Origin of the sequence: Metasolibacillus fluoroglycofenilyticus, from assembly GCF_003049645.1 — a bacterium.
Classification (GTDB): domain Bacteria; phylum Bacillota; class Bacilli; order Bacillales_A; family Planococcaceae; genus Metasolibacillus; species Metasolibacillus fluoroglycofenilyticus.
The window spans coordinates 185,839-199,210 of sequence record NZ_PYWK01000002.1; the positions used below are offsets into that span (position 1 = coordinate 185,839).

General features: G+C 37.7%; 9 protein-coding genes. 4 read left to right on the forward strand and 5 right to left on the reverse strand.

Annotated features, from left to right (window positions below):
• Positions 1-286 precede the first annotated feature (286 nt).
• Positions 287-1,999, reverse strand: a complete 1,713-nt coding sequence (locus tag C9J36_RS11435) for a methyl-accepting chemotaxis protein (protein ID WP_066166863.1) — start codon at positions 1,997-1,999, stop codon at positions 287-289.
• Positions 2,000-2,211: 212 nt separating this feature from the next.
• Here C9J36_RS11435 and C9J36_RS11440 point away from each other — a divergent pair, with 212 nt between their 5' ends.
• Positions 2,212-4,137: a DUF2207 domain-containing protein gene (locus C9J36_RS11440; protein ID WP_161956411.1), complete on the forward strand. Its 1,926-nt coding sequence runs from the start codon at positions 2,212-2,214 to the stop codon at positions 4,135-4,137.
• Between the two features lie 236 nt (positions 4,138-4,373).
• Here the strand turns inward: C9J36_RS11440 and C9J36_RS11450 are convergent, their stop codons facing one another.
• The 4 genes from C9J36_RS11450 to C9J36_RS11465 all read right to left on the reverse strand — a co-directional run bounded on the left by C9J36_RS11450 (position 4,374) and on the right by C9J36_RS11465 (position 10,150).
• Complete coding sequence (locus C9J36_RS11450) at positions 4,374-6,065, reverse strand: methyl-accepting chemotaxis protein (protein ID WP_107943211.1); 1,692 nt, start codon at positions 6,063-6,065, stop codon at positions 4,374-4,376.
• A gap of 473 nt (positions 6,066-6,538) precedes the next feature.
• A complete protein-coding gene (gene dpaL, locus C9J36_RS11455; RefSeq protein ID WP_107943212.1) occupies positions 6,539-7,732 on the reverse strand; it encodes a diaminopropionate ammonia-lyase in 1,194 nt (397 codons plus the stop codon).
• Positions 7,729-8,895: a M20 aminoacylase family protein gene (locus tag C9J36_RS11460; RefSeq protein ID WP_066166872.1), complete on the reverse strand. Its 1,167-nt coding sequence runs from the start codon at positions 8,893-8,895 to the stop codon at positions 7,729-7,731. Before C9J36_RS11460 ends, dpaL begins: the two co-directional genes overlap by 4 nt.
• 16 nt (positions 8,896-8,911) lie before the next feature.
• Positions 8,912-10,150, reverse strand: a complete 1,239-nt coding sequence (locus tag C9J36_RS11465; RefSeq protein ID WP_107943213.1) for a hydantoinase/carbamoylase family amidase — start codon at positions 10,148-10,150, stop codon at positions 8,912-8,914.
• A gap of 312 nt (positions 10,151-10,462) precedes the next feature.
• On the opposite strand from C9J36_RS11465, the gene C9J36_RS11470 reads away from it, so the two are divergent.
• The 3 genes from C9J36_RS11470 (at position 10,463) to C9J36_RS11480 (ending at position 13,076) form a co-directional block, all read left to right on the forward strand.
• Positions 10,463-11,365 (forward strand): helix-turn-helix transcriptional regulator, encoded by a 903-nt coding sequence (locus C9J36_RS11470; RefSeq protein WP_107943214.1) that lies wholly within the window; start codon positions 10,463-10,465, stop codon positions 11,363-11,365.
• 19 nt (positions 11,366-11,384) lie between these two features.
• Positions 11,385-11,963 (forward strand): TetR/AcrR family transcriptional regulator, encoded by a 579-nt coding sequence (locus C9J36_RS11475; protein ID WP_107943215.1) that lies wholly within the window; start codon positions 11,385-11,387, stop codon positions 11,961-11,963.
• Between the two features lie 75 nt (positions 11,964-12,038).
• Positions 12,039-13,076, forward strand: a complete 1,038-nt coding sequence (locus tag C9J36_RS11480) for a zinc-dependent alcohol dehydrogenase (protein WP_235616058.1) — start codon at positions 12,039-12,041, stop codon at positions 13,074-13,076.
• Positions 13,077-13,372: the final 296 nt, after the last annotated feature.

Consider the following 13,372-nt stretch of genomic DNA (forward strand, 5'->3'; position numbering starts at 1 on the left):
GCACAGCTGAAAAATATCATTTTAAAATTGGCGCTTACACCCTATTTTATCTAGTGATTCCTTTGAAAATACAGCGCAAAAGGCGTCTCAAAAGCAGGCAATGCACTGCTTTTGAGACGCCTCTCCAACCCTACTATTTATTCAGCATTTCCAAATCTGCACCTTAGGCTCAGACAACGTTATCCCTTTACCTGTTTTCTCAAATTTTAAAAACCATTATTTTGCTATATTGCCACTCCAGCTAATGGGATTTAACCTTGCCACAGATGCATCCTATAATTAATTTTTATTCCTTCAATGTAAATACTTTCACGTGCTCGTTTAATGTATGGGCCATTTCGTTTGTTTCGTTAGAGCTTTGTGCTACTTCGTCGATGCTATCTGTCGTTTGTAGAGTAGCGCTCGTTAGACTGTTCATCGCTGTTTCAATTTCCCCAATCGCAATCGTTAGATGTTGAATCATTTGTACGACATGCTCCGATTTTTCTGCCTCTGCTGTCATCATTGAGGAAATACCAATAATCTCTTCTACTGTTTCTGTTACTGCCTGCGAAATGGCATGTAAAGATTCAGTCGTAAGCTTTACAGTTTCTGTTCCTTTTTCGATATATTTCGTATTGTCCTTAGATGATGCAATCACATGCTCAATATTGACCATAATGTCCTGCACCAATGTTTCCACCTGTGACACTTCACGATTTGATTGCTCTGCTAGCTTCCGTACTTCCTCTGCCACAACAGCAAAGCCTTTGCCATGCTCACCTGCTCTAGCCGATTCGATTGATGCATTGAGTGCTAACAAATTCGTTTGCGCAGCAATCTCTGAAATCGTTGTCGTAATTGCTTGAATTTTTGTTGCAGATGCAACTAAATTTTCAACTGTCTGGCTTACTTCATCAGAGCCTTTTTGAATAAGGGCAATATCATTGTTAATGTCTAATGCACGCTGCTCCCCATCTCGTGCAATTTTCAATGTCGTGTGAGAATTTTCTACAGTATGGTCTGCCTTCGTTTTCATTATTTGCAATTCTTTTGCTAAATCAGCAAGTGCATCGCTCGCTTTTTCTGCATTGTGCATCCCACCAGTAATTGAGCCTGTAACCTCACTAATATTGTCAGCTACGCTCTTCATTGTATCTGTCATGCTGTTCAACGTACTTGCTGACTTTTCCGCATTACTAGATAGCGTATGTGATGTCTGGCGCATTGATAAAATCATGCTTTGCAAATTGTCTATCATTTGATTTAAAGTTAAAGCTAAATCGCCTACTTCATCATGGTTTTTAATCATTGTTTTATCAACGGCTAAATTACCATTTGCAATTTCTTTCGCTTGATTAATTAAAATGCTAATTGGCTTTACTTTACGACGAATTAAGAAGCCTGTAATTACCGACGCTAAAAACATTGGGAAAATGCTTATTAAAATACCATTGCGTACAACATCCCAAGTACGCTCTTTAACAATATTTGCATCAAAATCGATTACGCTAATAGCAATAATTTCTTTCGTTGGGTCATGGTCTTTGAAAATAGGCGCATAGCCTGATAAACGCTCCATCCCACCATAAGTATATATTTCAGAATATGTTGGGTGCTTGTCCTGTAATAAAGCGCTTACAGCTTTCTCATCAACATAAAATGCATCGCCAATTTTAAAACCGTCCTGCACAAGATGCTGGTCAAGTGCTAGCAGTGTCCCTTCAAGCGTTAAAATATACTGTGTTTGAAAAATATTTTTATGTGCTGTTGTCCAATTCAAAGCATCGCTCATTTCTTGCTTTTTCGCATCGTTACCATTTAAAGCTTGCTCAACATCAGCAGCAGCAATTAAACCTGTCGTAATATTAGCACAGCCATAAGCTTCTATTCCTGCAGCCTCATATATTTTATTATAAGCTGTGATATATGTAGCAAATGAACTAATGCTTAACATCACGACTAAAATACCAGCAATGATCGTACCAAGTTGGAAAGTCAATGAATTTCGCAGATTCATAATATATTTCTCCTTTTTTATTCGTATGAAGCAATCATACTATAAAAAAGATGTATTTCAAAAGAATCTTTTTAAAAGCATTTGAAAATCGCTATTTCCTTTTAATTTAGCACGCCGCTCCCCATAGTTTTAATTCCCTCTCGTATCATATTATTACTAATTTCTACAATAATAGAAATAGTATGTATATAATAAAGAAGGGGGGTGTGTTTTTGAAGAAAGAATATATGATTATACTGTTTGCTTTTATTATTTTTTTGAGCACTGCTCATTATGTAGATGCACGTTCTTTTTCAATTGACCGTGTACATATTAAAGCATGGATTGAACCAAATGGAGATGTGCTCATTAATGAAGTTTTTAATTATTCTTTTTCTGGGCAATACAAAAAAATCCAACGTTCCATTCAAACAGATGGCCATGATGGTGTTGAATTTTTTGAAGCTCATTTATTGCAAAATCATAATGCGGAACCTGGCTTTATTGGGAAGGACCAACTACAGCCCTTAAATGTTGATTTAGAAGGCAATACATACAATGCTGAGCTTCCTAGTAATGATGAAAAGATAACGGTTTTTTTCCTATATAAACTAAAAAACGCCGTTCGCTCCTATGACACATATAGTGATTTGACAATCCCTTTCTTTGGCATGGGAAGCAATCATTCAGAGGATTTGCATAATGTGACAATCGATTTCGTTTTCCCACAGGCAATGCAAAATTATTACCCATTCCTTCATGGAGCAGACGGAGAAATTACAGGACAAACAGAGGAAGTTGTTCGATTTTTTATTCCTCTCTCAGCAAAAAGACAATACACGGAAGCACGTTTGTTGTACCCTTCGAACATTATGATTGCACAGTCAAAACAGCCTGCTCCAATGTCTTTACAGCAGGCGCTCAAAGAAGAACAGCAATTGCAGCAAATGAAACTTGAGGATGCACAATTTTTATTGAAAATGGCTCATTTTATATTCATAATCGCTATTTTATGTTTAAGTGCTGCTTTTCTATTACGATTAATACCACAACGTATAGCACGTAGTACTCCATTTGACGATACCATATTGATGCACGACCCATTGCAACTTTATATGATTGACCGCGTTGGTCAAAAAGATAACTATGCTTTTTTCGCTGGGATATTAGCGCTTGTCAGAAAGGGACTCGTTACGATAAGTGAGACGACTACACCTGTACGCTTTGCACATGATGAGGACGCACCGGCAAAAACGTTGAAATTCACTTTAAAAAAGGGGGATACAACCCTTTCGAGTAGTGAAATGACCTTAGTTGACTGGCTTTTTACACGAAAAGTTAAAGGTGGCTCTCGCATCTTTTCAATAAGCAATATTTATGGTGCGACATTGCAAGAAAAAAAAGAAAAGAAAGAAATGCATGGTCACTATATCCGCCGTTCTCGTTTTATGCAAAAGGAGCAAATTTGGTATACCGATGTTGTCAAAGAAATGAAAGAAGCAGGCATAATGAGCAATAGCATAAGCAAATTAATAAGCAAAATAATTTTAGCCATCGTACTTATTAGCATTATTTTTGCTAGTTTTGCTGAAACCCTTTCAGGCCTGGCACTAACATTTTATATTATTAGTGCAGTCTATTGTTTGAGAAAAGGAAATGTCACATATAACCGAAAGCCAATGTATCTATTTTTTGCAATTTCCTTTATTATTTCTTACTTTTTTATAGATAGCCCATTACGTCTTTCTTATAGCTTTTTTATATTGGCAAGTGCTCTTCTTTTCACTGCACTTCCGCCGTTTTTTTTATCAAAAGAAGCAATAAAAATACGCAGGCATATTAACGCTTTTAAAAAGGTAGCTCCTTTTCCCATTTCATCTGTCATCACACTAGATGAACAGTTAGCACTAGCACTTCTTTTAAAAACGGAGAAAATCGCAATTCATAAAGATAAAATTGACGAGACACCGCTAGCCACATTTATTTTGACAAATGGCGACCCTTTTGACTATCTACTAACAACATGGAAATTAAGTAACCCACCATTCGCTTTTATGTCCTCCGACAAATCAAGTAGCAGCAGTTATTCTGATGGAGGAGGATATAGCGGAGGTGGAGGGGGGAGCGGCGATGGTGGGGGCGGTGCTGGTGCAGACTAAAAAACCCCAAACCTTTTCATCTCGTTGGGTTTTGAAATATGAATGGGACTGTAATGGGGGATTCCAAATGATTTTTGGGTACCCCCTTGCATTATTTTATTGCGTTTTCATCCATTATTCCTCAGCCGAAATTAATAAAGGCTCAGCTAAAAATATTACTGTATTTATTGCATATATACTCGCAAACTAAACAAAAAGTAAGCAGTCTTCCTTGTACTTTTTAATGTATTTATATTCTAAACTGATATTTTGAATTTCTGAATTTCAGCTTGTAAATGCTGAACATTTCCATTTAAAGCTATCGCAACACCATTAACTTGTTGCATTGTTGCAGATTGTTGCTCCATCGCGGCAGCAATCATTTCCAGACTTGCACTTATACCTTCTGCACCATTTGCAATCTCACCTACAGATGCCGTTACCTCCTGTGAACTAGCCGAAAGCTGTTCAGACGTTGCTGAAATATCCTCAATTTGATTGGTCATATGATTAACTGCTTGAACGATTGTTGTGAATGAATCACCAGCTTCGCTTATAATGCGTACACCATCACTTACAGATGCTAGTGATTCCGTTACAGCTCGTTCTACATCAAGTGTATCTGCTTGAATTTCTGTCGTTAGATGAACAATTGAGTTTGCTGAATTTTTGGATTCCTCCGCAAGCTTACGAACCTCGTCCGCTACAACTGCAAAGCCTTTCCCATGCTCTCCAGCCCGCGCTGCCTCAATAGCAGCATTCAATGCAAGTAAATTTGTTTGATCCGTAATATCTGTAATAACTTTTGTGATGTTATTTATTTCTACTGTTTGTTGGCTTAGCTTTTGAACTAGCTCATTTACAATACTTGTCGTAGAATGTATCGCACTCATTTGATTTTTTGCTTGATTAATAATATTGCCACCATGATTTGCCGCATCTGATGCATCAATTGCGCTAGAGTTTAGCTCTTGTGTTGCCTCAGCAATACGCTGAACACCTATAGCCGTTTCTTCCATTGCACGGGCACTTTCCAAAGAGGAGGTAGCTGATATTGTTGCATTTTCTGAGGCATGCTCTACACGCTTCGCAACATCCTCTGATGTTGCTGAAATTTCCTCAGTGCTCACCGTTAATTCCATTGCTGAAGAACTTAAATCATTGGAATTCTGCTGAATATTTTTAATTAGATTCGACAGATTATTTTTCATCGTATTGAACGAAATAGCTAGCTGTCCAACCTCATCCTTCACTTTCATATGAATATCGTCCTGTGTCAAATCACCAGAGGCAACAATATTTACTTTATCTACAATGAAACGAAGCGGGGCCGTAATCGTTTTACGAACAAAAATGATTAAAACACTAAATATAAGTGCACTAATTAACAATGCAACAATTGCCACTATTTTTGTTAAATTAATTGCCCCTTGGGTTTCCTGCTTAATGTTCTCAAGCTGCTCTTCCTGATACGCCACAGCACTATCCGATGCAGCTAAAATTCCTAAGTTTGCCTCACGCATTTTTGTGCCTACTAGCTGTTTAGCTAATTCTAGCTGACCACTTTTATAAGCAGCAATCATCTCATCGGCACCCTCATTAAATATTTCATTAAAAGCTTTAATATCATTTACATATGCTTTCATATCTTCACTTTTCACTAAGCTCTCTAAGTGTTCAAGCTGCCCACGAAAATCTTGTCTATATCCTTCAAAAAGATCAAAGCTTGCTTGATCACCACTTAAAAGAATTGCTCGACCATACACTCCTTCCATTGCTAAATTAAAGCGAAGATTGTCAACCGTACGGATTTGCTCTACTCTTCTCTCTAGCGCCTCCTCCGTTTTAGTTTCAATATTATTAACACTGAAAAAATTAATTCCAGCCATTAATAATAAAATAGCGACCATCGAAAAAAACGATAGGTTCAGTTTTTTACCAATACTCATACAAATTTCTCTCTCCTTGTTTTACAGGCCATGTAAACCTTTAAAGTATGTATTTCTTAAAGCATTTATAGATACTATTCTCCTTAGAGAAACTATATCTACAATCGATTATTTAGCAATTAATCCCCCCTTATCTATTAATTATATAATAAAAAACCAATTTTCCGAAAATTAAAATAATTCTAATTGAATAAAAAAATAGTCAAGGAGCGTGCCAAAATTAATTTTGGACGCCTCCTTGACAAATAGAAGAGTAATAATTCTTTATAACTATTACATTTTGACGCTGTTGGTAGTGCTTCTCCAAAGAATTCACTCGTTAAAATAGCAAAATATTTCTTCGAAAACAGGAGAAAGACCGAGTTTAACGACTTACTTTTAAATTTAAGATAAAGATAGAGTTAATTTATCACTATACTGAGGAGAAATTTGAATTTGGAGATAGCCTCAGTAATTCTGCTTTTCTTTAAAACTCAAACCGGATAAGCCCCGTCCCATACTACCTTCTGATAATGCTTTGCATCAGTATCGCCTTCTGTGCTAAAGAACAATATTTTTGAACTGCCATTAATATTTAACTGCTCCTTTAAATGCATGTACTCACCTTTCCTTAACATTTCACTCAATGCTCCTACACCAACAGCTCCTGATTCCCCAGAAATTACTTGTACATCACCTTTAATAGGTGCTGCTAAAATCCTCATCCCCTGCGCAGCAATATAATCAGGGCAAGATAAAAACGCATCGGCATAATCATTTAAAATTTGCCAGCCTAATGTGCTTGGCTCGCCACATGCTAGCCCTGCCATAATCGTATCCATATCACCTTTAACATAATGAAGCTGACCATCGTTTGCTTCGGCTGTTTTAAATAGGCAATCCGCCTTATCGGGTTCTACAACAATGGTAATTGGTCGTTCTTCCCCATAAACATCTGCAAAAAAACCTTGAACAGCTGCGGCCATTGAGCCAACGCCTGCTTGTATGAAAATATGGGTAGGCTTTTCATCTAATTGCTTTAACTGCTCATAGGCTTCTATAGCCATCGTCATATAGCCTTGCATAATGTTTTTCGGAATTTCCTCATAATTTTCCCACGCTGTATCTTGTACGAGCACCCAATTATTTTGTTCAGCATGCTCAGCTGCTAAGCGAACTGTATCATCATAATTGACATTTGTAATAGAGGCCTTTGAGCCTAAGTTTTTAATATGGTTCAACCTTTCTTCTGAAGAGCCTTTCGGCATATAAACAACTGATTTTTGCCTTAGTTGCTGTGCTGTCCATGCAACGCCTCTCCCATGGTTACCATCTGTTGCAGTAATAAAGGTTAATTCGCCCAGTTGCTCCTTCACTTCTGACGAAACAAGCTTGTCGTAAGTTAATTCGGCTGGCTTTATATTTAATTTTTTAGCTAAATATAACCCAATGGCATACGAACCACCTAATGCTTTAAATGCGTTTAAACCAAATCTGTACGATTCATCCTTAACAAATAATTTACTAACATTCAATTCTTTAGCTAAATTATCTAAAACAGCTAAAGGAGTTGCTTCATATTGCGGAAAGCTTCTATGAAATGCCTGTACTTTTTCCGCTTCCTTTCGCCCTAAAAAATCAATGCTTGTGCCCGGCTTTGTTTTGCGATTATATTTTACTAATTTCATTCCCAATCCCCTCCTAGACGAAGTTTAACGATTTCTGCAAAAAATTCTGCACCTGTTGCTAATATAGCATCGTTATAATTATATAGAGCATTGTGGAGCGGTATAATTTCCTCGTTCGATACCCTGCTCCCTAGAAATACGAAGCAACCTGGAATCTTTTCTAAAAATTTACCAAAATCCTCTGATGCCATAAATGGCTCACAACTTGCATTGATATTTTCATTTCCTACGATATTGGTAGCTGCTTTGATGGCTGTTTCTGTGCAGCCTTCCTCATTAATTGTCGGTGAAAATTCATGTGTATATTGAAATTCACAGGTAGCGCCATGCATCGCACAAATTCCCTCACAAATGCTTCTCATTCTTTGTTCTAGCAGCTGCTGCACTTTTGGTGTGAAGCTACGCGTATCCCCTTTAATTTCTACATTTGAGGGAATTGCATTGCGAATCCCGTCTGTCCATATTTCTGTGCAAGAAATGACTGCCGTATCATTTGGATTGACATTACGGGCAACAATCGTTTGCAGTGCAATAATAATTTCTGCGGCAATTACTAACGGGTCAATTCCCATATGTGGACTTGATGCGTGAGAGCCCTTTCCTTTAATACGAATAATAAAATTATCCTCACTCGCCATAATGGGGCCCGGTCGGGTTTGTATTGTGCCCGCGGGAAGCCCCGGCATATTGTGCAAACCATAGATTTCATCTACTGGAAAGCGTTCGAATAGCTGGTCGTCCATCATCGCCTGTGCACCTTTACCAATTTCTTCAGCAGGCTGGAAAATGAAACGAACAGTGCCATTAAAATTCTTCCTAGTAGTAAGTAATTTAGCGGCCCCTAATAATGTTGTCATATGCCCATCATGCCCACATGCATGCATTTTCCCATGATGCTTAGAGCGATAAGAAAGCTCCCTCACTTCCGTTAAATTCAATGCATCCATATCTGCTCGCAAACCAATTATTTTCTTTCCATTGCCGACAGTCAGGCTTGCCACAATACCCGTACCACCAATATTTTCGTGAACGTCCAACCCCATTTTTTTCAGCTCCTGTGCAATATAGGCTGAAGTTTTCACTTCCTCAAACGCCGTTTCAGGGTATTGATGCAAATGATGTCGCCATTGTAAAAGCTGCTTTTGCAATTCATTTTTGTTCATTTTTATCCTCCTTACATCAATGTTCTACCACGTAATGAATTAATCTTAAAAAAGCACGAATGCCTACTTGCAGCTTCGGTTCAGGTGTATGCTCCTCTTTCGTGTGCGATAAACCGCCTTCGGACATTATAAACATCATTACGGTTGGTACTACTTTTGCCATTTCAACTGCATCGTGTAGAGGGCCTGAATACATCTTCGTTGCCTCACCTGTTTCCTCCTCTACTGCTTGCTCACATAAACGAATCAATTGATTATCAAATAATTGCGGTGCAACTGAATAAACTTTTCGCCATTCGACAGAAACACCATTCGTACTCGCTATTTTTTCAGTAGTAGCTTGCGCTTCCTCGTACATTTTTTGCAAATCCTTGATATCAATCGTTCGCATATCTAAGGAGATGGTACATTTTCCGGGCACAATTGTTACAACATCTGGCTGTACCTGCACTTGACCTACTGTGCAAACCGCATTATATTTTAATGCAATTTTTCTAAACGCTAATGCAGCCTCAGCCGCTGCTAAAAATGCATCTCGGCGCATAGGTACTGGAAATGAGCCTGCATGTGCTGCCTGTCCTGAAAAATCAATATAATGACGCTCTACTCCTGCGGCTCCAAATACGCAGGCAACATCCTTTTGCTCTTTTTCTAAAATAGGACCTTGCTCGATATGCAGCTCTAAATAGCTTTGAATATTTTTTATTAAAAACTCCTGCTGTGCTTGCAGCATTTTCTCTGGTGTAACTTGAAATTCAGTTACTGCCTTTTCAAAAGCTATACCACTTAAATCAACACGACCTATTAATTCATTAACATTTAAAGAACCACTTGCTGCTGAAGAGCCTAAGCAGCTATAGCCGTAGCGTGCCCCCTCCTCATCTGCCCAATCTACAACATAAATTGTTTTTTTCGGCTTCTTGCCATCAATTGTGTAACGTCTTAACGCTTCAAGCCCTACCAATACACCCAGCGCCCCATCAAGCCAGCCACCATTCGGTACACTATCTAAATGACTGCCAATAACAATAGCCTCGGTGCTCTCTCCTTCAATCTTCGTCCAAATATTGCCTGCGCTATCCATCGAAATCTCTGCTCCGAGCGCTTCAGCCTTTTGGCGGTACCAATCACGTGACGTTTGCCAGAGCGCTGTCCATGCTACGCGCTGTGCCCCATGCTCATTTGATGAGAGTGCAGCAAGCTCCTTTAAATCTTGAATGACACGCATTGCACCTTCATTTAAGCTATATTCCATCGTCCTTCCCCTTTCTTTTCCCTGTATTAACAATTTAGTCCATAAGGCTAACAATCCATCGAAAATAAAAAACTATAGACTAAATATTTATCACATTTAATAAAACACTAAATATTTAACGTCTGCCTCCCAATACGTTAAAATATTGCTATTGCAACTAATATAACTACAGTCTGAATATTCTTTCTATAAATTTTACGATTATTTTTATCAGATTTATCCTATATTCGTAATCTATAAAAATTCGATAACGACTTGCATATTAAATTTTCATTTTATGTAAAATCTAATGATGAAAGGAATGGATAACAGATGACGAGCTCAAAACCAATTGCGCAAAATATTATAGACGGTACAATCTTTGAAATTAAGTTAACAGAGGATTTAGAGGAACAAATTAATTATCATTTTGAGGACTATGCAATTGCTATATTTACGCAGGATTATCATCATTTACGTTCAGATTATATTCCTATCCATTGGCATAATGCGCTGCAAATGATTTGGGTGTATCAAGGCTCACTTGAGTATCAAATTAATAATAAAGTTATTACGATAACAGAAAATTCACTTTTACTTATTAATAATAAGCAGCTCCATAGCTCTAAAACGATTGACCAAAACGCCAATGTACTATGCATTAATTTCGATTTAAACTTTTTTCATCCAAAGCTGCTAACAGCACATGTGGAGCCATTTTTCGAGAAAAATCCGTTTGCCTATTATTTGCTACCATTATCGCTTGAACAAAAGGTGAAGCTAGCTGAATGGATAGACAGCCAAAAACCAGCACTCTTTTCAGTTATCGCTTTTTTAACAATGTTGATAGAACATTTACTCACACATTATGATGCTGCAACGAAAAATAATGAGGAAAATGAAATAGCTGTTTTCAATCAAATGCTGCAATACATCCAGAAAAATTACAGAAATACTATTACAGTCAATGACTTAACAAGCTGTGCATTAATTAATAAAAATACTTGCACGCGGCTATTTCAAAAATACACACGTTTACCACCAATAAAATTTATTAACAAACACCGACTTTATATAGCGCAAGATTTGATTCTTCATACAAATAAATCAATTTCTGCAATTAGCGAGGAGGTTGGCTTTAACCAAGTAAGCTATTTTGTAGAGCTATTCCGTAAAAATTATCATCTTGCGCCACTTCAATACCGCAATAAATATCGAGTACAAACAAATGTTTAATTTCTAGGGAGGCGTTACTTTGACGGTAAAAGAAGATATTCGTATACAAAAAACTCGACAAAAATTATTCGATGCCTATATTGATATTTTAAAAACAACAGACTCCAATGACGTCACAGTACAAATTCTTGCAGGCAAAGCGCAAATTAATCGAGTTACTTTTTATAAGCATTATCAAAACTTTGCCAACTTCCATTCGCAATTTATCGAGCATCATATTTTAACCATCTATGAATTTATGAGGCCTCTAAATTATCAACCATATACAAGGGGCTTTGAACAGCAGGCATTATCCGATTTATTTTCATTTATTCAAGAGCATGGGACGACATACACAGTATTATTTACTTCGCCTCATATTCCAGAATTTAATCAAGCTTTATTAAGTTTTTTTCAGCAAAAGCTGACACAGCATACGGACGAATTATCACGCTTTGATTTTCCAGGTGTTGGTGTTAACCGATTGGTAGTTGCTTGGTACGGTGTCTCTGCTTTACTCGGCACAATTATTATGTGGGTACAATCTGGATATCCCTTTAGCCCACAGCAATTAGCAAATATGTTTTGCAAGCTTGCACCAAATGCGGAAGAAAAATAGACTACATTTCTTTTGATTTTGTTTATTTTCTCCCATCCATTCTCTCTTATACTAGTAGTAAGAAAAGGGGGAATCATGATGACAACTTATTATAATGCTGGTATTTACAAAGGTGCGAATTGCGTAGCAGTAGAGCAATGTCCAATGCCGAAAGTTGGCCCAAATGATGTATTGCTAAAAAATTTGCGCGGAGGTATTTGTGGTACAGATATTAATATTGTGAAATACGGCTCGGAAATGGGAATTCGCTTTGACAAAGAATTTGGTCATGAATTTGCTGGCATAATTGAAGCAAAGGGCGAGAATGTATTGAGCTTAGAAGTAGGTATGTTTGTTGCGGTGAACCCAATCACAGCAAAACGAGCAGGTCGTCGCTTTAGCCTTGAGGCAGGCGGATTTTCACAATATGTATTAATTGAAGATGCGAAGATTCATCATAACTTATTTCCATTGAACGACACTGTGTCACCTGATGAAGGGGCATTGGTTGAACCAATGAGTGTTGGAACACACGGTGCATTTTCGGTGAACCCGCAGGGGGATGAGAATATCGTCATTTTAGGTGCGGGACCAATTGGCTTATCAGCCGCCGCAATGTTAATCGGTGAAGGGATTACAAATGTTGCAGTTGTCGATATGGTGGACTGGCGCTTAGAAAAAGCAAGGGAAATTGGTGCACAAGTGATTGACACTTCGAAAATATCATTACAAGAAGGTTTAACAAATATTTTTGGGTCAGTTAATGTCTATGGTGTAGATGTACCAAATGTAGATGCCTTCGTTGACGCTGCTGGTGCTGCTCCATTGTTCCACCAAGTTATGCAAATAGTGAAGCCTAACGCCCGCATCGCAATCATCGCGGTATATAAAGATGAGATACCTGTAAGCTTAGCACAAGTTATGAGCAAGGAAGTAAAAATTATCGGTGCATCAGGCTACACGAATGAGGATATTTTAAAAGTAATTAATCATTTAAACAATAGAAAAACTTCGATTGCGACGATGATTACACATACGTATCCGCTGAGTGAAATTCAAGCAGCTTTTGATACCGCCATTGCTGCGAAAGATTCAATTAAAGTAATCGTTGATTTAGAGGGTGACGTATCATAAGCGGTGCGTTGCCAGCTTATGATACGCTGTTGTTAGTGTTTTTATAAAGTGGTACTTAAGTGGAGAAGATTGGGCTTTCTTTGAAAAGCGGGATTGTTTTTTTTAGATAAAAAGAGTTCAATGCACTTTATGGGAGCGTGCTTTTGTAGAACACTAATCTAAAGGAGTTGTCCGAAAAGTCCATTTTGTTTTGACATCGCAGTGAAATAAATGTTTTCATCGCTTCACTTTTATTGAAGGATAACGCTGCTAAGGCCCATGTTCATCCCATTTTTAAAAGAGGGGGTTCTCTGTTT